Here is a 24246-nt window from a genome sequence, read left to right as displayed (position 1 = left end):
CTTTCGTACCTCCGCACTCACGCACCCCGCACTACCGCACTTCCGCGCCTTCCCCCCGGTACACCACCCCGTTCTTCATCACGAACACCGGCGTGGTGAGCGCGTGCACGTTCGCGGTCGGGTCGCCGGGGACGGCCACGATGTCGGCCAGCAGGCCGGCGCGCAGGGTGCCGATGCGCCCCTCCCACCCCATCATCTTCGCCGCGCTGCTCGTGCCGGCGGTGATGGCCTCCAGCGGCGTCATCCCGCCCCACTCCACCATCAGCTCGAACTCGCGCGCGTTCAGGCCGTGCGTGCCCACGCCCGCGTCCGTCCCCAGCGCGATGGACACGCCCGCCCGCCGCGCGATGCGGACCGCGTTGCGCATGGCCGCGCCCGCCTGCCGCGCCTTTTCCGCGCGAAGGCCGGTCAGCACGCCGCTGTCCGCCGCGCGCATCACCGTCTCGCCCGCCATGAGCGTGGGGACCAGGTACGTGCCGCGCTGCGCCATCAGCCGCGCGCCGGCCTCATCCAGAAACGACCCGTGTTCGATGGACGTCACGCCCGCCGTCACCGCCGCGATGATCCCCTCGGCGCCGTGCGCGTGGGCCGCCACCCGCCGCTCCAGGTTGCGCGATTCGCCCACCAGCGCCGACAGTTCCTCCGCCGTGTACTGCTGCACGCCCACCGCGTCGCCTTCCGACAGCACGCCGCCCGTCGCGCAGGTCTTGATGACGTCGGCCCCGTACTTCACCTGGTAGCGCACCGCGGCCCGGATCTCGTCCGCGCCGTTGGCGATGCCCTCGCGGTAGTCGTGCTCCATCAGCCCGGGGCGAAAGCCGTTTTCGTCGCAGTGGCCGCCGGTGATGCCGATGGAGTGCCCCGCCGTCTGCATGCGCGGGCCCGCCACGTAGCCGCCGTCGATGGCCGCCCGCAGCGCCATGTCGTCGAAGTCGCCCGATCCCAGGTTGCGGATGGTGGTGAAGCCGGCCATGAGCGTGGCGCGCGCGTTGGCCACGCCCACGATGGCGCCGAACGCGTTGAAGTCGCGCACCGCCGCCTGCGCGCTCCCCGCATCGCCCAGCGCCCGCCCGATGATGTGCGTGTGCGCGTCGATGAACCCCGGCAGCAGCGTGGCATCGCCCAGATCCACCACGCGCGCGCCCTCCGGCACCTGCACCGAGCCCGCGCGCCCCGCCGCCACGATGCGGTCGTCCGTCACCACGATGACGGCGTTCTGCACCGGCGCGGCCCCAGTGCCGTCGATCATCCGCGCGGCGCGCAGCACGACGGTGCCCGTGCCGCGGGTGGGGAGCGTGGGCTGCGCGGCCGCCGCCCCGGCGACCGCCGCCGTGGTGAGCGATGCCAGCGCGATGGCGCGAAACAGGGGTCGGAGCATGGGCGTCCTCAATCGGTGGGGTGACGATATGTGTCGGGGATGGGCCGCCAATGTCGCATCCGCCTCCGCCATCCGCCAGCGGATGCGTGATGATTCGCGTCAGAGCATCTGGATCGCGCCACGGCCGCTCATCTGGGCGTCCCGGAAAAGCGCCGCGAATGGTGTAGCACTTGGCTTCGGCGGCGATCGCCTGCATCTTTCGCCGCTCCCGCCCATCCGCCCCGTCCCGCCATCCATCGTGCAACCCATCTTCAGCAGTGGCCCGCTGCGGCGCGCACTCCGCGCCGCGTGCTTCGCCCTTGCCGCCAGCCTCGCCGCGGCCTCCGCGCGGGCGCAGACCGTCCGCCCGCAGACCGAGGGCGGCGCGGACACCGTCCCCGGCGTGCGCGTCTGCGCGGGCGGTGACGTGACGCTCGGCACCAACCTGGACACGTCGTGGGTGGCCGGCGCGCGGCGGCGGGCGCCGGGGCAGCGGATTGAGGCGCTCCCCTCGCCGGATTCGCTGCTGGCGCCGCTTCGTCCTCTGCTGTCGGACGCGGACATCGTGCTGCTGAACGTGGAGGGCGCGGTGGGCGACGGGCCCATCCACCGCCGCAAGTGCGCGCCGGGAAGCACGGCCTGCTACGCCTTTCGCATGCCCGCCGCATCCGCCGGGGCCATGCGGCGCGTGGCGGAATCCGCACGCGTCATCGGCAACGTCGCCAACAACCATGCGCGCGACGACGGCGACATCGGCCGGCGGATCACCATCCGCGCCCTCTCGGATGCGGACATGCACGTCACCGGTGTGGATACGCTCGCGACGGCGGTGGTGACAGCGGCGGGCGACACGGTGGCGTTCCTGGGATTCGCGCAGTGGATCGGCCCGGACCCGCGCGACACGGCCGCGGTGGGCCGCCACGTGCGGCGCGCGGCGGAGCGGTACCGGCGCGTGCTCGTGACCATGCACATGGGCGCGGAGGGGCGCACGCGGCAGAACACGGTGGGCGGTGACGAGATGTTCGTGGGCGAGAACCGCGGCAACGTGATCGCCTTTGCGCGCACGGCGGTGGAGGCGGGCGCGGACGTGGTGTTCGGCGCCGGGCCGCACGTGATGCGCGCGGTGGAGTGGCGGGGGGATGCGCTGATCTTCTACTCGCTGGGCAACCTGCTGACGTACGGCCCGTTCTCGCTGGTGGAGCCGATGAACCGCGGGGCCATCGCCTGCGCGGTGCTGGATGAGGACGGGCGGGTGGTGAGCGCGCAGCTTCGCTCCACCCGCCAGCGCGCGCCCGGCATTCTGTCGATCGATCCCGGGAGTCGCGCAGCGGTCCTGGCGGATTCGTTGAGCCTAGTGGATCTGCCCGCGAGCGCCGCCCGCATCGATCCCGCCACCGGCGACATCACGCGGCGGGATGATGCGCCGGCCGGCGCCGAGTCGGCTTCCGGCACGCCGGCGAGGGCTCCCGCATCGGGAACGAGCCCCGCGCGTACGGGAGAGCGGCGGAGGCCGTGACCGTTCGTGGGGCGGAGGTCGCGGGCGGCCCCCACCCGGGCCGGCACCACCGGCCCACCCTCCCCCACGAGAGCGAATGAATCCGCCGCTCAAACTGCGGGAACCCCCGACACGTGGCGCTGTCGCGCCCACGTTCGGGGCTTCAACTGCACCGGGTGGTTAGCCCTGTCTGCGCGGGAAAGGTGGACCGGCGGAAGGTAGATCCTTCGTCGGCGCCAAGCGGCGGCGTGGCGGAGGACGGACGCGTCGCGGGGGGTGGGGGGCACGGAGGATGGAGGAGCACGGAGGATGGAGCCGTGCCGTGATTGCCGAAGGCAGTTGAAGCTCCGAACGTCGCGCGCAGCGCGCCGTGTCGGGGCTTTTGCGCCTTTTGAGAGCGGCGGATTCATTCGCTCAACACACCCCGCTCACGCGCGGGTCTCCGAGCCCCGCGCCGGACCATCCGCCTCCAACAACCCTCCCCCAGTCTTTTTTGGGGGAGGGTGGGCGAGTAGTACGAGCCCGGGTGGGGGCCGCCTTGGAGCAGGCTCGCAAGCGATCCCCATCCACCCCACCCGCACGAAAACGCCGCCCTGGGCACCTGGCCCGGGGCGGCGTTTCAGCGTTCAGCGCGCGGGACGATCAGGGATCGATCCGGGCTTCCACCACGCTCTCGATCGCGTCCGGCAGCGCGGCCAGCAGATCGTAGCCGGTGATCGCCTCGATCTGATCGACCGTGACCTTGTAGTACTGCCACGGCTGGTTGTTGACCGTGGTGTTGTTCGGCATGTCGACCGCGATGATGCGCACGTCGTTCGCCGACGTCACGTCCGCCAGTCCCTTTCCGTACGGCAGCACCACGATGACCTTCCACGTGGTCGTGGGGATCTGCACCTTGTTCTGCTGCGGCGTGCACGACGTGGAGAACGGCGTCAGGTACCGCGGCGTGGCCGGCCACGTGCCGCCCGCCACGTTGTACAGTTCCTTCTGCTGGAAGCGGGCAAGGTCGTTCCCGTACTCCTCCAGGTCGCCCCACGGGCCCGTGTTGAGCTCGCTGGTCTGCGGAAGGATGTTGGTCATCAGGAACGTGGTGTCGTTGTCCGCCTTGCTCTGCGTGCGCTGCTCGCTCTGCGTCATGTGGCCGCGCGTGTAGCCGGAGTTGGTGTAGTCGCAGGTGGTGACCTGGTACACCCCGTACGCCGGCAGCAGCGGATCCACCGAGTTGTTGCCGAACGCGCCGCGCGGCGCGTTGCCGAACTGCGTGCGGTTCACGTTCCAGCTCACCCAGTTGGGCCCGCCGCGGCTGGCGTTGTACGACAGGTTGTACTGCGTACGGCGGTCCGACAGGATGAGGATGTTGTCGTTGTTCTGCGGCATTCCCGTCACCGGGATGCCGAACTCCACGTGGTTCCGGTAGATGGCCGCCGGCGAGTACTTGAAGATGCGGTAGTACGTGGTGTCGGCCTTGCCGTTGCTGGCCGTGGCGGTGATGTACACGCCGCCCGTATCCACGTGCGTCACCCGGCCGTTGCTGGCGATGGTGGCGATGGCCGGGTTCAGGCTGGCCCAGGTGATGGTCGTGGGGCTGGCCTGGCCCAGCGTGTCTTCCGCGGTCGCCGTGAAGGTGCGGGACTGGTTCAGGCTGTCGATGACGGCGAACCCGGGGCTGATGCGCACCACCGCCACCGGGCCCGTGGGCACCGCCACGCCGTTCGCCTTGCCAGGGGTGCCGCGGTCAAAGCCGCCGTTGCCGTCGCCGTAGCCGAAGGTGGTGTAGGCGGTGTTCCACACGGCGTTGTTGTTCAGCACCGAGTTGTCGGCCTTCAGGTCCGTCAGCTCGCGCGAGCGGGCCGTGGGGGGCGTGGCCACGTTGCTGGTGCCGCCGCCCGCCGTCCACGCCACCGAGTCCAGCGTGACGAACGTGCCCGCACCCACGCCGGGCCGGCTCACCTTGATGTAGTCCGGCGCGGTGGCGCTGGCGCTGTTGGACAGGTTGATGGACGTGCCCCAGGCGTGCGCCACCTTGATCCCGCCGTTGAACGCCGAATCCACCCGCGCGCCGATCACCGCGTAGCCGCGCGGCGCCACGATCACGCTGGTCGCCACGGTGCTGGTTTCCACGCCGGACGCGCCCGTGCGCGAGTTGAAGCGGAAGCCGTTCAGGTCCACCGGCGCGATGCCGGGGTTGTAGACTTCGATGAACTCGCCGTCCACGTCATCCGCCGCGCCCGGGTTGGGCATGACCTCGGTGATGATGAGCGAGGGCGTCACCACGGTGGACACGTACACCTTGAAGGTGAACGACTCCACGCCCGCGGCCACGTTCCACCGCCACGGCTTGGTGGCGCTGGTGGCGCCGGAGGCCAGCAGCTGCTGGTACTGGTAGTATTTCGTATCCTCACCCAGGAACTGCCCCGTGCCGTCCTCGTTGGCCACTTCCACCGAGCCGGAGCCGGCGGTGACGTTGGGGCCGGAGGCGTAGAACACCTGGATGCCCTTGGGGTCCACCGTCACCCCGTCCGTGGAGCCGATGGTCTGCGGCAGCAGGTTCTGCACGGCCACGTCGGCGCTGAACACGCCGGTGCCGGCGTCCATGGCCGTGTTGCTGCTGATCATCCGCACGTACGAGTTCTGCCCGCCGAAGATCACCGCGCTGGCCCCGCCCGCGCTGGGCGCCGGGGTCTGGCAGGTGATGGTGGCCGCGCGCACGCTGGCCACGCAGGTCAGCTCCTGGCTGGGTCCGCCGGCGCCCGGGCTCTCGGGCGAGGGCAGCTGCGCCGCGGGAGCGATGATGTCGTCGGAGCAGGCGACGGCCAGAAGCGCCACCGAGGCGCAGGCCGCGCGGGCCAGAGCGGAGCGCCACGCCCGCGGAGCGGCCATGGAAGCAGAAAGTCGGTCCACCGGAAGATCCAGGGCACGGGGATGCGGGCCGCGCCCGCTGGGGATGGAAGACCATGAGAGTAGCTGACTTAGCCCGTTTCGGCAAGTCCACCCATGTCGTGAAACGATAACGAGTTAGTGTCCCGGGACGAACGTCGGGGTGTGCGGCTCGGAGATACAGTGCGCTTGGCGGAGATCACGGGCGGCCCCCACCCGGGCCGGCACCACCGGCCCACCCTCCCCCAAAAAAGACTGGGGGAGGGTTGGGGCGGGTCGGCGGGTTCGGTTCGGAGCGGCGAGTGGACGGCGTGCGCGGGTTGTGTTGAGCGGATGAATCCGCCGCTCAAACAGCGCCAAGCCCCGACACCGGCCGCTGGCGCGTCCGGTTCGGGGCTTCAACCGCGATGACGCTCATCAGGCGTCGAAAATGTAATTAGCGGCGGCCCATCGCATGTCCTCACCGCGGACCTCCACCGCTCAACGGAGCCACGAGACGCGCGCCGAACCCGCCTCCGCACCGAACGGCTCCCCCTCCCCCGCTTGCGGGGCGAGGGGGGCTGGGGGGAGGGGGGAGCCTGCCGCCGCGCCAAACCATCCGGAACGCACGGCACTGGGGTGTGCTCCCTCTCCCACATCCGTTCGTGGGAGAGGGTCGTCGTGCGCAGCACGCGGGGTGAGGGCCCCCAGCCGGCGGCCGCACGAGAGCCCCGGCTCCCCACAATCCTCCGCCCCGCTCCGCCCCGCCCCTCACCCCGCCGCGCCCGCAACCGCGTCATCCAGCTGCCTTCCGCGCCACTCCGGCAGCAGCGCCGCCCCGATGATCGCCAGCCCGAAGAAGGCGGCAAACGTCCCGAACACCGCCTCGGTTCCCCCCGCCGCCATCAGCGGCGGAACGGCCAGCGGCGCCAGAATGCTGGCGATGCGCCCGAACCCCGCCGCCCACCCCGCGCCCGTCGCGCGCACCGCGGTGGGGTACACCTCCGGCGTGGCGGCGTACACGGCGCCCCACGCGCCCAGGTTGAAGAAGCTCAGCAGGCACCCGGCCACCAGCACCGCGTCCCGCCCGTCCGCACGAGCAAAGAGCAGCGCCGCACCCACCGATCCCGCCAGGAACGCGGCCAGCGTGGGCCGGCGTCCCCACTTCTCGATCAGGTACGCGCTCACCGCGTAGCCCGGCAGCTGCGCCAGGGTGATGATCAGCGTGTACTCGAACGACTTCACCAGCGAAAAGCCGCGCTGCGTCAGCAGGGTCGGAATCCAGATGAACGCGCCGTAGTAGGCGAAGTTGATCCCGAACCAGATCATCCACAGCGCCAGCGTGCGCCGCGCCAGGCCGCCCCTCCACAGTTCCGCCAGCCCCACGCCCGCCGGCGCGGCGACGGGTTCCGGCGGCGGCGCGTCCCTGGGCGAGGCCACGCCGGCCTGCGCCTCGAAGCGGCGGACCACCTGCTCCGCCTCATCCACCCTCCCCTTTGTTTCCAGAAAGCGCACGGATTCCGGCAGCGCGCGGCGCACCACGCTGGAGTACAACGCGGGGATCGCGCCCAGTGCAAACGCCCACCGCCAGCCGTTTTCGCTGCGGGGGATGACGTACGTGCCGATCAGCGCGGCCAGAATCCATCCGAACGCCCAGAACGCCTCCAGCAGCACCACGATGCGCCCGCGGATGCGCGACGGCGCAAACTCGCTCACCAGCGTGGAGGCCACGGGGAGCTCCGCGCCCAGGCCGAAGCCGATCAGAAAGCGGAAGGCGAGAAGCGACGCCACCGACCACGAGAACGCCGCCGCGCCCGTCGCCACGCCGTAGACGAGCAGCGTCGCCGCGAACACGAACCGGCGCCCCACGCGGTCCGCCACGCTCCCGCCCAGGCTGGCGCCGATCGCCATCCCGATGAACCCCACCGAGCCGATCCACGCCACCGTTCCGCCATCCAGCTGCCACTGCTTCGCCAGCGCCGCCATGATGAACGAGATCAATCCCACGTCCATGGCGTCCATGGCCCACCCCGCTCCGGCCACCACGAGCAGGCGGCGGTGCAGCGGAGTAAAGGGCAGGCGGTCAAGGCGTTCGGCGCGGCTCAGCGGGGGCATGTACGGTGGCGGGCTGGTGAAAGGGCGTGTTCTCGTCCAGATTCAATCCACGGGCCACGCGCCGCCTGTGTTTCCCTTGATGACGATCCTGATGGCCCTGCCCGCGCCGGAACCCGGCTTTGAGGACCGCGTCCGCGACAGCTTCGTGCGCCAGCGGCTGATGGAGACCATCGGCGCGCGCCTGGTGCGCGTGGTGGCGGATGAGGTGGAGATCGAGCTTCCCTTTCGCGACGACCTGACGCAGCAGCACGGCTTTCTGCACGCCGGCGTCGTCACCTCCGTGCTGGACAGCGCCGCGGGGTTCGCCGCGTACACGCGCATGCCGGCGGACGCGGGCGTGCTGAGCGTGGAGTTCAAGGTCAACCTTCTCGCCCCGGCGCGCGGCGAGCGGCTGCGCGTCGTCGGGCGGACGGTGCGCTCGGGGCGCAGCGTGAGCGTCGTGGCGGCGGACGCGTTCGCGGTGCAGAACGGCGAGGAGACGCACGTCGCCATGCTGGTGGGCACAATGATGACCGTCCGCGGGCGCGCCGGAATCGCGGGCTGATCCGCATCCGCCGCGCGCGACGGACAATCGATATCAACCCTGATCGAGAGATGCAGATGATCCGCACGCTTCGTGTCGCGCTGTTCGCGGCGCTGGTGGCCGCCGTCCCCGCGGCCGCGCAGGACTCCACCGTGGTCGTCATCGTGCGGCACGCGGAAAAGGCGGTGATCCAGGGCGAGTCCAACCCACCGCTGTCGGAAGCGGGCCAGGCACGTGCCCGTGCGCTGGCGGATTCGCTGGCGTCGTGGAACGTGGACGCCGTAGTGACGACGCAGTACGTGCGGACGCAGCAGACCGCCGCGCCGCTGATGGCCGCGCGCGGGCTGACGCCGGTGGTGGTCTCCACCGCGGCCGAGGGTGGCGCGGAGAACCATCCGGCGCAGGTGGCCGCGGCCGTGCGCGCGCTGGCGGCAAAGACGGTGCTGGTGGTCGGCCACAGCAACACGGTGACGCAGATCATGCAGGCGCTGGGCGGGCCCGCCGCGCGCGACCTGTGCGACGGCGAGTACTCCAATCTGTACGTGATGGTGCTGAAGCCCGGGCAGGCGCCCCGCGTGCAGCCGCGCCGCTACGGCCAGCCGGACGCACCGACCGAGGCCGACTGCCGCCGCACGATGTAGACGGACCGCGGGGCTGCGTTCAGGAGAGGCAATCGTTGGCTTTCCTGCAAAGCGATACCCCCGGCTCCTCAGCATGAGAACGGGGTTAGCGGCTTGCTCCGTCGAAGAACCACTTCGGGTAGACTCACGCCCGTAGTTGTGGTACCTCGATCTACTACGTGGTATTGACACGCACCACGTAGTAACATAGATTACCACAGTCCAGGTGAAGCTAGGCTCCCTGGGCATCCGCATTCACCCCAGGGGGGAACGATGGTGACCAACGCGCTTGGAGTGCTACTCCGTGGCTGGCGCGAGGAAGCCCGCATCAGCCTCCGGCAGTTTGCCATCACCGTGAAGATGGACGCCTCGAACTACAGCCGTATCGAGCGTGGCTTGGGCCCGAAGCCCACGGAAGAAGTGCTGGAGCGTATCGCGGCGGGGTTCGGAATCGTAAAGGAGGTGGATCCGCGATGGTACGAGATGGTGAACGCAGTGAGCGCTGATCGTGGCGAGTTTCCTGCCGATCTGCTCCAGCGGGAAGACGTGGCGGCGTCGTTGCCGGCATTCTTCCGCAAGCTCCGCGACGAGGGCACGATGACGACGGAGTCGATGTACCACCTGTTCGTCGAGGTCCTAAGCGAGCCATGAGCCTACCGAACCGCCGAGTCCTGAGCGCCGCTGATCTTGAAGGGATGGCGGATGTGTTTCGGGAGACGTATGCGCCTGAATGTAGCGGGGTGCTGGATATCGAGGAGATTGTGGAGCATGACCTCGGGATCACTCTCATCCCGCTGCAGAGTCTTGCGTTCAGAACGCGGCGGAAGGCGTGGCTGTCCTGCACCGGCGATCGCATCGTCGTTGACGAGGGCGTGATGATGAGTTCGTGGGAGGAGTACCGATTCCTAATTGCCGAAGAGGCTGGTCACGCGGTGCTTCACAAATACCTGCTCCCCGTGCGGGCCTTTGCGGATGATGCCGAGTTCCGGAGATTTCACCGCGGTATCAACAAGGAGACGGAGCGGTGGGTGGAGTGGCAGGCCCGGACGTGGGCCGGTCGCGTGCTCGTGCCGCGAAGAGAACTTGCCCACGTGTTCACTCAGACAGTCACGGCTGCCAGGCGCCTGTTCCGTTCGTTCAGCTTAAGTGAGGCTGGCATCCTGTACGTCGAGGAAGAAATCGGCGCGTATTTTGGCGTCACTCCTTTTTGCGCACATGTTCGAATTGATCAGGATGGTCTCTGGTCGGAGGCAGTGCGCGATCGCGGGCTGCGGCTGATCAGTTGACCGGTAAGCGGGTGCAACTCACGCTGTTCAACTGTGACAGCGTAGCATAAGGGGCATACGAAAAGATCCAGAGTGCGCCAACACTCTGGATCCTATCCGGGGCCCCTCTAATGAAAGGAGGAACCAAACTGAATGTTCACCCCGTCGCACTGCGGCGACTCCGGACCCGCTGATGCGAGCGAGCGGACCGGGATGACAGCCAACCCGTTGCCCAGACTAGCTTTACAACTCCTGACAGAGAGGTAAACTAGTGGGGCTTGGGACGGACGTCAAGGGGCGCGCTCATCACCCCTACGATGGAGAGTGCCAACATGAGCCCTCGTTTCCCTCGAGGCCGTTGCAACACCTGCGGTGGTGAACTCACGTTCCGCCCCTACCGCACGGATAAAAACGGTCGCAGGATCTACCCCAAGAAGGGGCGGGTCCTTGTCTGGTGCAACCACTGCACCTGAGTAGTACCTGAACAGAAAGGAGCGGTCCCGGCACTAAGCCGGGGCCGTTTCTTTTCATTTGATGGTTCACCCGGTTGTTCGTGGATTGGCCGCTTGGCTTAGCGGGTCTCCTATCAGAGAGCTTCGGTGACGCACCTGCTTGGAGATACACCGTCAGTATCGCCTAAGTCCCACATCTTGCATTGCGCCATTGTTCAGGCGCCCCCAAACGGACTCTCAGAACTCTGTCAGGCGGGCTCCAGAGCGGGTGACCTGCACCGTGTCTGCCGAAGGGTTGCGGACGAAATCGAGATTGAGCGACTGGGCCGCGCCGTATTCGATTAGTACCCGCGCGCGAACGGCACAGGAGCAGCCCACAGTGGCGAGAAGCAGCATGGGCCGGATTCGTGCTTTCGGTGTATGGAGGAACGTCGCGCGTCCGGGGCCCTACGTGCCCGCGGGAGCGGGGTTGGAGAGCAGAGCACGCGGCATGGAGCCGCGCGAACCGGGAGAGGGATGATGACGGAAGGAAATCGCGAAGTCGCGACGCTGGGCGGGGGATGCTTCTGGTGCACCGAGGCCGTGTTCGACCGCCTCAAGGGCGTGATCAGCGTGGAGTCCGGTTACGCCGGCGGGCGCGATCCCAATCCCACGTATGACGACGTGTGCAGCGGCCAGACCGGGCACGCCGAGGTGGTGCAGGTGACGTTTGATCCCGCGCAGATCTCGTATGCCGACATCCTGCGCGTGTTCTTTGGCACGCACGATCCCACGACGCTCAACCGGCAGGGCGCCGACAAGGGTACGCAGTACCGCTCGGTCATCTTCTATCACAGCGAAGAGCAGCGCCGCGTGGCCGAAGACGTGATGCGCGACCTGGGCGACCAGGAGGTCTTCGAGTCGCCCATCGTGACGGAGCTTTCGCCGGCGCCCACGTTCTACATGGCCGAGTCGTACCACCAGGAGTTCTTTGCGCGCAACCCCGGGCAGGGCTACTGCCAGGTGGTGGTGGCCCCCAAGGTGGCCAAGTTCCGCAAGGAATTCGCGGGCCTCTTCCGCGACTGACGTCCGCGGCATTCGCATCAGGGGCGCGCATCCATCGCGGATGCGCGCCCTTTCGCGTTTCTGTCACAAAACGCGGGTGGCGGGCGTCGAATGCGGCCCTTCATCGGCCCCGCCAACCTCTGCCGAGCCCATCATCATGCGATTCCTCCGCCTCGCCCTTGCCGCCACCGTGCTGGCCTGCGCCCCCGTTTCCGCCATCGCCCAGACGACTGGCCGCTTGGAGGTCGCGCCATACGGCGGGCCTCCGCTGGTGAGCGCGGCGGCGGGCGCGCGCATCGAGTTCGCGCGGCGGGGCAGCCGTGGAGCGTGTTCGTGGATTACAACCGGTGGGCGTGGGGATTGTTCTGCGAAGACCTGCTGATTGGCGGCGATCCGCTGGACGACCGCTGTGGCAGCTACGGAGATGCCGCGCACGCCGGTGTGTCGCGCCACTTTCGGCCGGGGATGCGCGTGCGGCCGTACCTGTCCGCCGGCCTCGGCGCGTCGGACGTGGCGGAGCACCGCGCGGCGCCCCGTGCGTCGTACATGCTGGAGGCGGGCGGCGACCTGGGGCGCGGGCGGTTCGGCGCGCGGATCGGGATCCGGCACCAGGCCCGCCCCTCCGTCCCCGAAGCGGACTACGCCGGCCCCGTGCTCGCGCTGCGCGTAAAGCTGTAGGACGGGCGGAGTCGCGGGCGGCCCCCACCCGGGCCGGCACCACCGGCCCACCCTCCCCCAAAAAAGACTGGGGGAGGGTTAAGCCGGCGGATGGTTCGGTGCGGAAACCGGAGTTGATCTGGTGAGCGAATGCCGTTGAGCGAATGAATCCGCCGCTCAACAAGCGCAAAAGCCCCGACACGGCGCGCTGCGCGCGACGTTCGGGGCTTCAACCGCATTGGGGGCGATGAACAACGGTGGGGCCGCAGTCCGCGCAGGCGGACTTCGTGTTTCTCGAGGCGCGGTTTCAACCGCTGGACAGAACGCGCCATGCCCTCGGATCTCTCCTCCGAGCCAATCCGAAGTGTGCTCCCTCTCCCACATCCGTTCGTGGGAGAGGGTCGTCGTGCGCAGCACGCGGGGTGAGGGCCACGCTCTGCCGACGCGCCGACCTTCCCACCTCGGCATCAACCCGCCGCCCTTCACTCCTCCCGCAGCGCCTCCAGCGGCGTGTGCCGGAACACCTCGCGGCTCGCCATCAATCCCACGATGGCCGACATCGCCGTCACCCCCAGCGCCAGCCACAGCAGCGGCAGCACCGGCACGTGGAACTCGGAGTTGAACACCCACTTCATCAGCGCCCACCCCGCACCCACCGCCAGCAGAATTCCCGCCAAGCTCGCCATCAATCCCAGCGCCGTATACTCCGCGAACAGCACGCCGGCGATCTGCCTGCGCGTGGCGCCAAGCGTACGCAGCAGCACGCTCTCGCGAATGCGCTGCAGCCGCCCCGTGAGCACCGCGCCCAGCAGCACGATGAAGCCCGTGGCCACGCTGAACGCGGCCAGAAAGCGGATCACCGCCGCCACGCGCCCCAGCACCTCGTCCAGCGCGGCCTGAATGGCGGTCAGGTCCAGCACGGCCACGTTGCTGAACCGGCGCACCACGTCGCGCTGCACCGCGGCCCGCGTGGACGCGTCCGGCGCGCGAGCCAGCATCACCCAGGTCTGCGGCGCGCCCTGCAGCACCGAGGACGGGAAAACGGCAAAGAAGTTGGGCTCCAGCCGTCCCCAGTCCACGTCGCGGAACGAGGTAATCCGTGTCGGAATCCGTACGCCCTGCACGTCCCACACGATGGTGTCGCCCAGGTCGATGGCCAGGTCCTCGGCCACTGTCAGGTCCATCGACACCTCCGCCACGCCGCCCGCGTCCGCGCCGCCCGCCCCCGGGCGCCAGAACCGCCCCTCCTCCACCTTTTCCGACTTCACCAGCGTGTCGCGAAAGGTCGACCGGTACTCCCGCCGCACGGCCCACCGCTCCGGGCGCCCGTCCCCGCGCCGCGCGCCGCCCTTGCCGCGGCCCTCGCGCGGACGCTGCTCTTGCGGCTCCTCCTCCTCCGCGTCCGGATCGTCTGGCGCGAGTACGGAAATGTCCACGTTGTTGATGGATTGAATGCGCATGGGGATGATGGGCGCCCGCTGCAGCACCGCCGTCCCCGTGCCGCGCAGCAGCGCATCCACCCCGCGCTCCTGCTCGGCCTGCACGTCGAAGAGCAGCAGGTTGCCCTGGCTCTTCGTATTCACCATCAACGGCGCAAGCAGGTTGCTCTGCACCAGATACACGGTCGCCAGCAGCCACACGCCGAACCCGAGCGCCAGCACCACGACGCGCGTCTGATTCCCCGGGCGGTACAGGTTGGCGATCCCCTGCCGCGTTGGATACGGCAGCCCGCGTCCCGGCGTCCGCCGCGCGAGCCACATCACCGTCCACGCGCTCAGCCACAGCGCGGCGAGAGCAACCGCGATCCCCGCCGCGAAGTAGCCGCCGTTGCGCAGTTCGCCCGCCTGAAAGATGACGAGCGCCACGATGCTGGCCGCCAGCAGCGCCCATCCGCCGATGGTCCACGGGTCCCGCCGCGCCGCGCCCGGCTCCTCCTCCACGCGACGGCGGATGGCCTGCAGGGGGGAGATGCGGCGCGTGGCGAGGAGCGGCAGCAGGGCGAAGGCGACCGCGATCCACACACCGATCCCGACACCCGTGGCCACCGCCGCCGGGCTGATCGCCGTCTGCACCTCCACCGGCAGCAGGTCCGCCAGCAGCCGCGGCAGCACCCATTGGACGGCGACGCCGATTGCCGTGCCGAGGCTCGCGCCGATGAGCCCCATCACCCCCGCCTGCAGCAGGTAGATGAACAGCACCTGCGGCGCCGTCGCACCCAGGCAGCGCAGCGTGGCGACGGTGTCGCGCTTCTGCGCCATGTACGCGCCCATCGCGCTCGCCACACCGATGCCGCCAAGGAGCAGCGCAAAGGTGCCGATCAATCCCAGAAACGATCCGAGGCGGCCGAGCGCCTCGTCCAGGTCCCGCTGCTGTCCGGAAGCGGTATTCGCGTTCACCCGCTCGCCGCGGAACACGGGGCGGTGCGCTTCCACGAACGCCTCCGCCGCTCCCGGTGCCGGCATGCGCGCGTACGCCTCGTACTCCACCCGGCTGCCGAACTGGATCAGCTTCGTCTCCGGCAGATAGCGCGCGGGGATGTACAGCCGCGGCGCGAACAGTGCGCCCACGCCCACCGCCCCGGGCACCTTTTCCAGCGTTCCGATGATGGTGAAGCGCGCCTCGCCCAGCCGGATCACGTCACCCACGCGCGCGTCGAGGGCCAGCAGCAGCGCCGGATCCGCCAGCGCGTTGCGGCCGGTGTGCAGCCGCGCGTACTGGCCGGCGGGTGAGGTGAGGATCTCGCCGTAGAAGGGAAATCCCGGCTCCACCGCGCGCACCTGCGCCAGCCGCGCCCCCGCCGTGCGCTCCGCAAGCGCCATGGACGCGAACGTGGTCACGCGGGCGATGGGGACGCGCGCGGCGCGAAGGGAGTCGATCAGCTTTTCCGTCTTCGGCCCGATCACCCGGTTGCTGCTCAGGCTGACGTCCGCGCCCACGAACGACTTGGCCTGCTCGCGCACCCCGGACGCCAGGTTGGCCGCGAACGACTGCGTGGCCACCAGCGCCGCCACGCCCAGCGTGATGGACGAAAGGAAAAGGAGCAGGCGGCGGCGCGCGAAGCGGCTTTCCCGCCACGCGAGGGCAAACAGCGGGCGAAGGGCGCTCACGCCGTGCCCCGCTCGTCGCTCACCACGGTGCCGTCGGTAATGCGGATCACACGGCGCATCCGCGCGGCCAGCCCGCTATCGTGCGTCACCAGCACGAGCGTGGTGCCCAGCTCGCGGTTCAGCTCCATCATCAGCTCGATGATGCGCTCGCCCGTGGCGGCATCCAGGTTGCCCGTGGGTTCATCCGCGAACAGAATCGTCGGGCGATGGATGAAGGCGCGGGCCAGGGCCACGCGCTGCTGCTCGCCGCCGGAAAGCTGGGTGGGATAGTGGTGCTCGCGCCCGCTCAGGCCCACGCGGCCCAGCAGTTCGTCCGCGCGCGCCGCGCCCCCGCTCGTCCCCGCGAGATCGAGCGGGACGGCGACGTTTTCCCTCGCGGTGAGCGTGGGGATCAGTTGAAAGGACTGGAAGACGAAGCCGATCTTTTCACGACGGAGTCGCGCCCGTCCGTCTTCGGATAGCGCGCCCATGTCGGTGCCGTCCAGCAGAACGCGGCCGCCGCTGGGGCGGTCTAGGCCGGCAAGGAGGCCCAGCAGCGTGGTCTTGCCGCTGCCGGACGGCCCTACGATGGCCACCGTCTCGCCGGGCTCCACCTGAAAGTGTACGTTTCGGAGTGCCGACAGCGGCTGTCCGCCGCTGCGATAGGTTTTCTGGAGATTTTCTGCGATGAGCATCTTGTCCTTCGTGCGCCGCGCGGGGCCCGCCATGGCCCTGCTGACTCTGATTGTCGGGTGCGGACGCGCTGAAAGCAACGGGTCTGCCCAAGGTTCCGCCGACGGCGCCCGCGCGTCCGACGCCACGCCGTCCCAGCCGCGGCGCGTCGTCATGTTCCTGGGGACGAGTTTGACGGACGGGTACGGGCTGGAGCGCAACGAGGCGTATCCCGCGCGGATTCAGGAGAAAATCGACTCCGCCGGCCTGCCGTGGACCACGGTGAACGCCGGGCTCAGCGGCGAAAAGAGCGCCGGTGCGCGGCAGCGCATCGGGTGGCTGCTGCGGCAGCCATTCGACGTGCTGGTGCTGGAGACCGGCGCCAACGACATGCTGCAGGGCACCAACGTGGATTCGCTGCGCGCCAACCTGCAGAGCATCATCGACACCGTGCGCGCCGCGCGGCCCAACGCGCGCATCGTGCTGGTGGGGATGCGCGCCGCGCCCAACCTGGGCAGCGCGTACGTGCAGCGGTTCGATCCCACGTATCCGGAACTGGCGCGGCAGAATGGGCTTACGCTCATCCCGTTTCTGCTGGAAGGCGTGGCCGGCATCCGCGACCTGAACATCGCGGACGGCGTGCACCCCAACGCCCGCGGCCACCGCATTCTGGCCGCGACGGTGTGGAAGACGCTGGAGCCCATTCTGCGCGGCGAGTCGCCCCCGCCCGCCGCGCCCGTTCCCGCGTCCTGACGCACCCGAGCCGCCGCCGCGTGAACAGAATCGATTCCTGCACGCGCAACATGCTCTCCCGCTTCGGCTTACAAGAGGATTGCGCGATTCGGAGAGCACGGTAGCTTTCTTCGCGGTCGCGCCTTGAACGACGAGGCGACCGGGAAGTCGCAACCGGGTGGAGGCGAGGGCCGCAGCGCATCGCGGTGATAGGCTCCGTCCCGACTCAGCCTCATGGGGGCGGTTCGCTGCACGCACACGACCGGCAGGCGAGGGCGACCGCCTCATGCGTCGGATCCACACGCCGGCAATCCACCGAAGCGCAGGCCTCCTCCAATATCCCGACCTGATCCATGATGACCGAAGCCATCGTTTCCCAACCACTCGAGTTCCGCTTCACGTGGGATCGCGGCGAAGTGGTGCGCGCGGTCAGGGCGGTGCGCGCCAACGTGAGCGGGCGCCCCTGGTGGCTGGTGTTTGCTTATCCCGTGCTGCTGATCATGATCGTGGCGGTTGCCTCGACCCTCTGGGATGGCACACTGTCCCGTGGGGCGTTAGTGCAGGCGATCGGGCCGTGGATACTCTTTCTCGTGGCCTGGGCTACGCTGATGGCCTGGATCGGGCCCTGGCTTACGGCCCGGGCGCAGAGCCGGGAGAACGGCCCCGGCCAGCACACCCTGATTGGAACGCTGTCCGGCGATGGATACGGAACCGACAACGGCAGAACGCAGAACTCTATTCACTGGAACGGGGTTCTGCGCGCGGTGGAGACGCCCGAGTTCTTTCTCTTCTACTACAACAGAAACTGTGCCTTCTACCTGCCTCACCGGGCAATTGCGCCGGAGCAGCTCCCCGAAGTGCGCAGGGTGATCGTCAGCCAGTTGGGCGACAGAGCGGCGCTGCGCCACACCTGAGCCGCGGCACTCTCGTCCTTATCATCCCGATCCAATGAGCCTGCAGACCACCGCTCCCGGACCGCCTGCGCCACCGCCGCTGGACGTGCGGTTCGAGTGGAACCGGGACGAGTTTGCGCGGTCCTTCGACGCGACGACCCGGCACTCGCGCCAGATTCCGCCCAGGTGGATGGGCTGGGTGATCCTGGGGTTCGTGTGCGCGAGCACGGCGCGCACCTACGTCCATTCGGCGGGGGACGCGATCCGGTTCGGTTCCATCACCGGCGCGGTTCTGTTCGTCTGCTGGCTCATTCCGTACCTCGCGGGCCGGCAGTACGCCCGGATCAAGGAGCGGGAAATTGGTCCGGACGGCCGGTTGATCGTCACGGCGTTCAGCGGCGAGGGTATCTACAGATCCAACGGCCGGACGGAGGCCTCCTTCGCGTGGGGCTCGATTCGCCGCGCGGTGGAAACGGACGAGTTTCTGCTGCTCTATTATCGTCGGGGAAACGCGTTCTTCATCCCCCGCCGCGCGATTCCCCCGAAATCGCTCGGCGAAGTGCGCGCGCTGATCCGGCGGCATCTGGCCGGCAGGGCGAAGCTCCACGGGGATTGAGCAACCGCGGGGCGCCGAAGTGTCACCCGACCCATGCGCGGAAGGCCGTCCCGCCTCATCTTGGTTCCGCGCGGCCCGGCCCGCGCCCCAACCGACCACCCGACCCCGACACGACATGACCGACACGAGCACCGCATCCTCCGTCGCCCGTATCGCCTTTCCCGACCTGGAGCAGGAACTGGCGACCACCCGCCGCGTGCTGGAGCGCGTTCCGGACGAGCACCTGGACTGGAAGCCGCACGAAAAGTCGTTCGCCCTGGGCGGACTGGCGGCGCACCTGGCCAACCTGCTCAACTGGACCACGACGGTGCTGACGCAGGATGAACTGGACCTCGCCACGCAGGGCCGCCAGGAGCTGCCCAGGACGCGCGACGACATCCTGGCCCTGTTCGACGGTGCGGCGGCCCGGCTGCGCCCCGCGCTGGCCGCCGCCACGGACGACACGCTGAACGGCACGTGGACGCTGCGCATGGGCGATCACGTGATCATGCAGATGCCGCGCGCTTCGGTGATCCGCACCGTGGCGCTGAACCACATGGTGCACCACCGCGCGCAGCTGGGCGTGTACATGCGCCTGCTCGACATCCCGGTTCCGGCCATGTACGGCCCCAGCGCGGACGAAGCCGGCCCGCTCTGAGCATCACGGCGGAGGGCGTCTGCACCGCGCGGCGCCCTCCGCCCTCATCCGCCGCGCGCCGGCTGCCGCCCGACCCACCTCCAAGACCCGGAACTGCATCATGCTCAAGGGATTTCGCGCATTCATCTCGCGCGGCAACGTCATCGACCTGGCCGTGGGCATCGTGATCGGCGCCGCGTTCACCGGCGTGGTCAAGTCGTTCGTGGACGACATTCTGATGCCGCCCATCGGGCTGCTGCTGGGCGGCGTGGACTTTTCCGAGCTGTACATCCGCCTGTCGGGCGAGCGGTTCGCCACGCGCGCCGCGGCGATGGAGGCGGGGGCGCCCATCATCAGCTACGGCGTGTTTCTGAACACCATCCTGGCGTTTCTGATCACCGCGTTCGCCGTGTACCTGCTGGTGAAGTCGTACGACCGCCTGCGCGCCCGCGAAGCCGCCGCCCCGCCGCCGCCGAGCGAAAAAGACTGCCCGTTCTGCCAGTCGCGCATCCACATCGCCGCGTCGCGCTGCCCGTTCTGCACGTCGGACCTGAGCGGCCTGGGCCCCTTGGCCTAAGCATCAGAACAGGGCATTGCTGGCGGTACCACCGGGCAGAATCAGCATTGCTCCAGAAGACAGAACGCGCGGACCGGCAGATCGGTCCGCGCGTTCTGTCTTCTGGAGTTCTGCCCACAGAATTACAAGCTATTCTCGCTGGCTTGTATTCAGCACCCGACTGTTGATAACAAGAGATTATCTGTGACCGAAACTCGAGCGACTTACAAGTTACGGCGCTTCACTTCCTCGACTTCACCCGGATTCGCCGAGGCGTTGCGTATCTACACGCGGTACTTCCCCGCAAGCCTCAAGACCGACACCAATGAAATCGCTTATTGGGCAGACCATTATGCTGAATGCTTCGAGGATCAGTTCCTACCGTTCGGATTTTACGTCAATCAAGCGCTTATCGGTTATGCTCAGATGGCGTACTTCCTGAAAGAACGCCTCCTCGTTATTGACTATCTTGTCGTCGAGAAGTCGCACCGACGTCCGAATATCTTCTTGGAGTTCGTAGAGCATCTTCGTACAACGATCGATAGACTTGGGTTGGAGGTCGACTATGTGGTTGCCGAGGTGGGATTGCAGTCACACAATGGAATTGATCGTATTGATCCGCATACCCGAGCACTGCTTCGTCTGCTGAAGAGTGTTGGATTCGGCGTCGCCAAAGCACCTTATATCCAACCACAACTTGGCCTTACAAACAAAGAAAGTCGGACTCCTGCAGCGCTGGTGATTGACACGAGGGAGCGATCTGCGGTCCGGCAAATTCAGCGTGAAACCTACCTAGGAATTGTTCGCACTATCTATTTCAAACACTACCTCCGTTGGTATTCCATCTATGCGGATGAAAAAATCCAGTATAACAGGCATGTTTCGGAGCTTTTCGAGGAAATCGTGAGTAAGATCCCAGACGGGGCAGTCATTGCCATTAACGGGTTCCCTCGCTTGAATAGTGGGCCTTCTGTTAGCGTACAAGTAGTGGACACGGAACTCACTCGCTTCGTAAGGACTGCGCTCGTTGCATTCGGAATACTCGGAGCCTTGTGCGCGGTAACAGGTTTAGTCTTGTTGATTAAACTGGTCACTGATGTCTCATACCGAACACTGGTCGTGGTGTTCGCGCTCGTCCTGTTCGCATTCTTCGCATTGCTGACCCCCTTCTATCCATCAGCTGAGCGCGTTTTAGATCACCTTGTCTCCATCATGCCGTTTCTTGCACAACCAAATCGTGTTGCACGCCATCGCCGGAAGCCCGGGAAGATAACGCGCCGGTCTGTCCAACGCTCTGCAAAACGCCGCGACCCTTTGGGACCGAGTAACCCGAAGGAGGAGCGGAGACAGCAGGTGGAACGCCATCCGACGACACAGGACTAAGTCGTTGGCCAAGAGGATCGAGGCAACGTACTGGTCTGAGTACACCCATAGGGGATGCCTCACTCCGTTATAGAACGTGTGGATCAGTGTCGCATTTCTATCGAAGTGCTCTGTCCAGATGAACTCGAAAGTACGGGACCTTTCGAAGTCAAGAATTGCGTAGCCTCCCGGCCGGAGGACACGAGACACTTCACCTGCGGCACTTGCAACGTCGCAGTAGTTCAGTACACATCCAACACTCACGACCAGATCGAATGCAGCGTCCGCGAAAGGCAGTGCCTGGAGGTCGGCTGTGACTGCGGATGGCACCCCGTAAAGCGTGCTTTCCGCGATGTCGGTTTGGATGTGACGAACGCTCTGGAGTCCCAAATCGTTGCCACCAGACCCAGCGTTAAGGATGGTTGCGTTATCAGGGAGACCAAGTACCGACACTGTCCTGCGCACAAAGAGCTCTGTTTGCGCATGTGTATGGCGGTGCCATGCATCGGCGAATGCACGCGCGTTGCGCATAGAATTGTAGATCGCACGCACTCCTTCTGTCGACAGACCCACAGGAACATCAGGGTTCTTCCGTATCATAATCTCTTGTTATCAGATAGTTGTCTGCGGAATCGAAGGTTTGCTGACCTTAATCAAAGTGAATCAATCTAGAAAAGCAACAGAAGTGTCCTTAACGGCACCCATCGTCTCTAGACTGTGTCTGTTTAAGAGCCCATCCGCTGTGAATCTATCAAGAGTCTCGGATGCCGGTCGGTGAGCACCGCCCGCTGGCTGCGTGAGTCCACATGCGTGTAGATCTGCGTGGTGGCGATTGATGAGTGCCCCAGCAGGAACTGGATCTGGCGAATATCCACGCCCTGCTCCAGCAGCAGCGTCGCCACCGAATGCCTCACTAGGTGTGGGCGAATCGGCGATTGAACTCCCGCCGTCTCGGCGTACCTCCGCAGCAGCACGCGCACCGACTGCTCGGTCAGGCGCGTTCCCCGGGCACTCAGAAACAGCGGCTCCTCCGGTCCCGCGGCGCCCCGCATCCGCTGGTGCTCCCTGAGCGACGCAATCGTCACGGGATGGCAGAGCTGCACCAGCCGCTCCCGTGCGCCCTTTCCAAAGATGCGCACCCATCCCTCCAGCGTATCGAGATCACAAAGGTTCAGGTTGCACACCTCCGAGACTCGCGCGCCCGTGGCGAACATCATCTCCAGGATCGCTAGATCCCGCACCAGCCGGCTTCTCCCCGGGACGTCCGGCGAGGCTGCCTCGACGCCGCTCCTCAAGTGATCGAACAGCAGCCGGAGTTCGCCGATCGGGATGGTACGGGGAACGCGCATCGCTTCCTTGATGCGTACGTCCATCCGGTGGAACGGGTTCGTGGCAATCACCTCGTCACGCTCCAGGTACCGGAACAGTGCCTTGAGCGTGGCCACCTTCCGCTTCACCGTCTTTCCCTGGAATTGCCCGAAGAGACTCTGGATGTACGGGCGCAGTTCCGTCTTTCCCAAGAGACCGATTTCAGCCGCGATCCCGCTGTCGCGCGGGAACGAGGTAAACTGCCGCAGGTCGGTTCTGTACGCGCGGAGCGTCTTGGGGCTCAGGTTCTTTTCGTACTGGCAGTGGAACAGAAAACTCTCGACCGCCTCGGCCAGGGTCATGCGGGGCACTCCTTCTCTGCGCTGGACGGGACGGATTGGGAGAAGCGTACAACGTAGACGGATTGGCGGATCACGGGCGGCCATATGCTTCGAGGCCGGCTCCGGAGTGTTTCCGGAGCCGGCCTCGGCGTCATCGCGACGGGTGCGTGATGCGAATCAGATGTGCAGCGCGTGGCCCAAGGCGGCCAGCGCGGCCTCGCCGATTGCCTCGGAGAGCGTGGGGTGCGGATGCATCGCGCGGTCCATCTCCTCCACCGTCGTCTCCAGGTGCCGGCCGACCACGAACTCCGCGATCAGTTCCGTGGCGTGCGGCCCCACGATGTGCGCGCCCACCAGTTCGCTGTACTTGGTGTCGCGGATGACCTTCACGAAGCCGTCCGTCTCGCCCGCGGTCAGCGCGCGGCCGTTGGCGGTCCAGGGGAACACGCCCACCTGGATGTCGATCCCCTGCGCGCGCGCCTGCTCTTCCGTAAGCCCGATGCTGGCGACTTCCGGATGGCAGTAGGTGCAGTTGGGGATGTTGTTGTAGTCGATTCCCGCGTGCGGATCGCCGTGGATGCCCTCAATGCAGGCGACACCCTCGTGCGAGCCCTTGTGCGCCAGCAGCGGCGGCCCGGCCACATCGCCGATGGCGTAGATGCCCTCGACGTTGGTGCGCATCTGCCGGTCCACGCCAATGAAGCCGCGGTCCGTCAACTTCACGCCGGCCGACTCCAGCCCCAGGTCCGCCGTCAGCGGCACGCGGCCGATGGCGGAAAGCACGCGCTCCGCCTCGATTACCTGCGTCTGCCCCTTGGCGTCGGTGATGGACAGCTTGACGCCGCCGGCCCCGACTTCCGCCTTGTCGAGCTTGACGCTGGTCAGAATCTGCATGCCGCGCTTCTTGTAGCTCTTTTCGACGACGGCGCTGCAGTCGCGGTCTTCCAGCGGCAGAATGCGGTCGGCCATTTCAATGATGGTGACCTTGGTGCCGAACGCCGCGTACACGTCGGCGAACTCGCACCCGATGGCGCCCGCGCCCACCACGGCCAGCGTCTTGGGCGCTTCCTTGGCCAGCATGGCGTCGGTGCTGTCCCACACGCGCTCGTGGTCGATCTTCAGAAACGGCAGGTCGCGCGGCTTGCTGCCGGTGGCGATGATGACGTGCTTGGCGGTAACCGTCTGCTTGGCGCCGCCGTCCTTGGGCGTGACTTCCACCTTGCCCTTGCCGGCCAGGCGGCCGCGTCCGGGCAGGTGCGTGACCTTGTTCTTCTTGAACAGAAAGCCGACACCCTTGGTGAGCCGCTCGCTCACCTGGCGCGAGCGCTTCACGGCCTGCGCCATGTCGGTCTTGATCTCGCCCACGGTAACGCCGAACTCCGCGGCGTGCCCCAGGTGCGTGATCATGGCCGCGCTCTCCAGCAGGGCCTTGGTGGGAATGCACCCCCAGTTCAGGCAGACGCCGCCGGGGTTGTCTTCTTCAATGCAGGCCACCTTGTATCCGAGCTGCGCCGCCTTGATGGCGGCCACGTAGCCGCCCGGGCCGGCGCCGATAATCACGATGTCGAAGTTGTTGTCCGCCAACGCTCACCTCTGCTGTGCGAGTGGATCGCAGGTGCGCCGCGCCGATCATCAAAGAGGAGCCCGGTCGCGGGGCGGAGAAAACTACGGCCCGCCGTG

Annotated in this window: 21 protein-coding genes and 1 pseudogene; 13 read left to right on the top strand and 9 right to left on the bottom strand. The window is 67.4% G+C overall.

What is annotated here, in order from left to right; translation table 11 throughout:
• Positions 1 to 31: 31 nt before the first annotated feature.
• Complete coding sequence (locus HNQ61_RS20745) at positions 32 to 1378, bottom strand: metal-dependent hydrolase family protein (RefSeq protein ID WP_170032718.1); 1347 nt, start codon at positions 1376 to 1378, stop codon at positions 32 to 34.
• A gap of 238 nt (positions 1379 to 1616) precedes the next feature.
• On the opposite strand from HNQ61_RS20745, the gene HNQ61_RS20740 reads away from it, so the two are divergent.
• Positions 1617 to 2873 carry a CapA family protein gene (locus HNQ61_RS20740; protein WP_170032720.1) on the top strand — a complete coding sequence of 419 codons (1257 nt, stop codon included), beginning with the start codon at positions 1617 to 1619 and terminating at the stop codon, positions 2871 to 2873.
• 621 nt (positions 2874 to 3494) lie between these two features.
• On the opposite strand, the gene HNQ61_RS20735 is transcribed toward HNQ61_RS20740, so the two are convergent.
• A complete protein-coding gene (locus HNQ61_RS20735) occupies positions 3495 to 5732 on the bottom strand; it encodes a DNA/RNA non-specific endonuclease (protein WP_170032722.1) in 2238 nt (745 codons plus the stop codon).
• A gap of 747 nt (positions 5733 to 6479) precedes the next feature.
• Complete coding sequence (locus HNQ61_RS20730) at positions 6480 to 7823, bottom strand: MFS transporter (protein ID WP_170032725.1); 1344 nt, start codon at positions 7821 to 7823, stop codon at positions 6480 to 6482.
• Positions 7824 to 7902: 79 nt separating this feature from the next.
• Here HNQ61_RS20730 and HNQ61_RS20725 point away from each other — a divergent pair, with 79 nt between their 5' ends.
• From HNQ61_RS20725 to HNQ61_RS20710, 4 genes are all read left to right on the top strand, one after another.
• On the top strand, positions 7903 to 8367 hold the full coding sequence (locus HNQ61_RS20725; RefSeq protein WP_205761248.1) for a PaaI family thioesterase: 465 nt from the start codon (positions 7903 to 7905) through the stop codon (positions 8365 to 8367).
• Between the two features lie 56 nt (positions 8368 to 8423).
• Positions 8424 to 8987 (top strand): phosphoglycerate mutase family protein, encoded by a 564-nt coding sequence (locus HNQ61_RS20720; protein WP_170032727.1) that lies wholly within the window; start codon positions 8424 to 8426, stop codon positions 8985 to 8987.
• Between the two features lie 252 nt (positions 8988 to 9239).
• Positions 9240 to 9617 carry a helix-turn-helix domain-containing protein gene (locus HNQ61_RS20715; protein WP_170032729.1) on the top strand — a complete coding sequence of 126 codons (378 nt, stop codon included), beginning with the start codon at positions 9240 to 9242 and terminating at the stop codon, positions 9615 to 9617.
• Complete coding sequence (locus tag HNQ61_RS20710; RefSeq protein ID WP_170032731.1) at positions 9614 to 10252, top strand: ImmA/IrrE family metallo-endopeptidase; 639 nt, start codon at positions 9614 to 9616, stop codon at positions 10250 to 10252. Before HNQ61_RS20715 ends, HNQ61_RS20710 begins: the two co-directional genes overlap by 4 nt.
• A 668-nt stretch (positions 10253 to 10920) precedes the next feature.
• On the opposite strand, the gene HNQ61_RS20705 is transcribed toward HNQ61_RS20710, so the two are convergent.
• A complete protein-coding gene (locus HNQ61_RS20705; protein WP_170032733.1) occupies positions 10921 to 11079 on the bottom strand; it encodes a hypothetical protein in 159 nt (52 codons plus the stop codon).
• Positions 11080 to 11202: 123 nt separating this feature from the next.
• Here HNQ61_RS20705 and msrA point away from each other — a divergent pair, with 123 nt between their 5' ends.
• Positions 11203 to 11748, top strand: a complete 546-nt coding sequence (gene msrA, locus HNQ61_RS20700) for a peptide-methionine (S)-S-oxide reductase MsrA (protein ID WP_205761250.1) — start codon at positions 11203 to 11205, stop codon at positions 11746 to 11748.
• Between the two features lie 312 nt (positions 11749 to 12060).
• Positions 12061 to 12405 carry a porin family protein gene (locus tag HNQ61_RS20695; RefSeq protein WP_170032737.1) on the top strand — a complete coding sequence of 115 codons (345 nt, stop codon included), beginning with the start codon at positions 12061 to 12063 and terminating at the stop codon, positions 12403 to 12405.
• Between the two features lie 461 nt (positions 12406 to 12866).
• On the opposite strand, the gene HNQ61_RS20690 is transcribed toward HNQ61_RS20695, so the two are convergent.
• Both HNQ61_RS20690 and HNQ61_RS20685 read right to left on the bottom strand, forming a co-directional pair.
• Positions 12867 to 15491: an FtsX-like permease family protein gene (locus HNQ61_RS20690; protein WP_170032739.1), complete on the bottom strand. Its 2625-nt coding sequence runs from the start codon at positions 15489 to 15491 to the stop codon at positions 12867 to 12869.
• Complete coding sequence (locus HNQ61_RS20685; RefSeq protein ID WP_183685778.1) at positions 15488 to 16165, bottom strand: ABC transporter ATP-binding protein; 678 nt, start codon at positions 16163 to 16165, stop codon at positions 15488 to 15490. The genes HNQ61_RS20690 and HNQ61_RS20685 overlap by 4 nt, the downstream gene beginning before the upstream one ends.
• On the opposite strand from HNQ61_RS20685, the gene HNQ61_RS20680 reads away from it, so the two are divergent.
• From HNQ61_RS20680 to HNQ61_RS28880, 6 genes are all read left to right on the top strand, one after another.
• Positions 16158 to 16895: an arylesterase gene (locus tag HNQ61_RS20680; RefSeq protein ID WP_205761252.1), complete on the top strand. Its 738-nt coding sequence runs from the start codon at positions 16158 to 16160 to the stop codon at positions 16893 to 16895. The two genes, HNQ61_RS20685 and HNQ61_RS20680, sit on opposite strands and share 8 nt — an antisense overlap.
• Before the next feature lie 332 nt (positions 16896 to 17227).
• Positions 17228 to 17788, top strand: coding sequence for a YcxB family protein (locus tag HNQ61_RS20675; RefSeq protein ID WP_170032745.1), 561 nt, complete (start codon positions 17228 to 17230; stop codon positions 17786 to 17788).
• A 34-nt stretch (positions 17789 to 17822) separates the two neighbouring features.
• Positions 17823 to 18383 carry a YcxB family protein gene (locus HNQ61_RS20670; protein WP_170032747.1) on the top strand — a complete coding sequence of 187 codons (561 nt, stop codon included), beginning with the start codon at positions 17823 to 17825 and terminating at the stop codon, positions 18381 to 18383.
• Between the two features lie 115 nt (positions 18384 to 18498).
• Positions 18499 to 19020, top strand: coding sequence for a DinB family protein (locus tag HNQ61_RS20665; RefSeq protein WP_170032749.1), 522 nt, complete (start codon positions 18499 to 18501; stop codon positions 19018 to 19020).
• A 100-nt stretch (positions 19021 to 19120) separates the two neighbouring features.
• Complete coding sequence (mscL, locus tag HNQ61_RS20660) at positions 19121 to 19576, top strand: large conductance mechanosensitive channel protein MscL (RefSeq protein ID WP_170032751.1); 456 nt, start codon at positions 19121 to 19123, stop codon at positions 19574 to 19576.
• Between the two features lie 183 nt (positions 19577 to 19759).
• A complete protein-coding gene (locus tag HNQ61_RS28880; protein ID WP_240978450.1) occupies positions 19760 to 20938 on the top strand; it encodes a hypothetical protein in 1179 nt (392 codons plus the stop codon).
• Positions 20939 to 21052: 114 nt separating this feature from the next.
• On the opposite strand, the pseudogene HNQ61_RS29895 reads toward HNQ61_RS28880, so the two are convergent.
• From HNQ61_RS29895 to lpdA, 3 genes and pseudogenes are all read right to left on the bottom strand, one after another.
• Positions 21053 to 21448, bottom strand: a pseudogene (locus HNQ61_RS29895) (class I SAM-dependent methyltransferase); the annotation flags it as partial.
• A gap of 194 nt (positions 21449 to 21642) precedes the next feature.
• On the bottom strand, positions 21643 to 22587 hold the full coding sequence (locus HNQ61_RS20650; protein WP_170032755.1) for a tyrosine-type recombinase/integrase: 945 nt from the start codon (positions 22585 to 22587) through the stop codon (positions 21643 to 21645).
• Positions 22588 to 22743: 156 nt separating this feature from the next.
• Complete coding sequence (gene lpdA, locus HNQ61_RS20645; protein ID WP_170032757.1) at positions 22744 to 24150, bottom strand: dihydrolipoyl dehydrogenase; 1407 nt, start codon at positions 24148 to 24150, stop codon at positions 22744 to 22746.
• Positions 24151 to 24246: the final 96 nt, after the last annotated feature.

Origin of the sequence: Longimicrobium terrae (assembly GCF_014202995.1) — a bacterium.
In the GTDB taxonomy this organism is placed as follows: domain Bacteria; phylum Gemmatimonadota; class Gemmatimonadetes; order Longimicrobiales; family Longimicrobiaceae; genus Longimicrobium; species Longimicrobium terrae.
The sequence above is the reverse complement of the archived record's forward strand: the minus strand, read 5'-3'. Positions and strand labels throughout refer to the sequence as shown.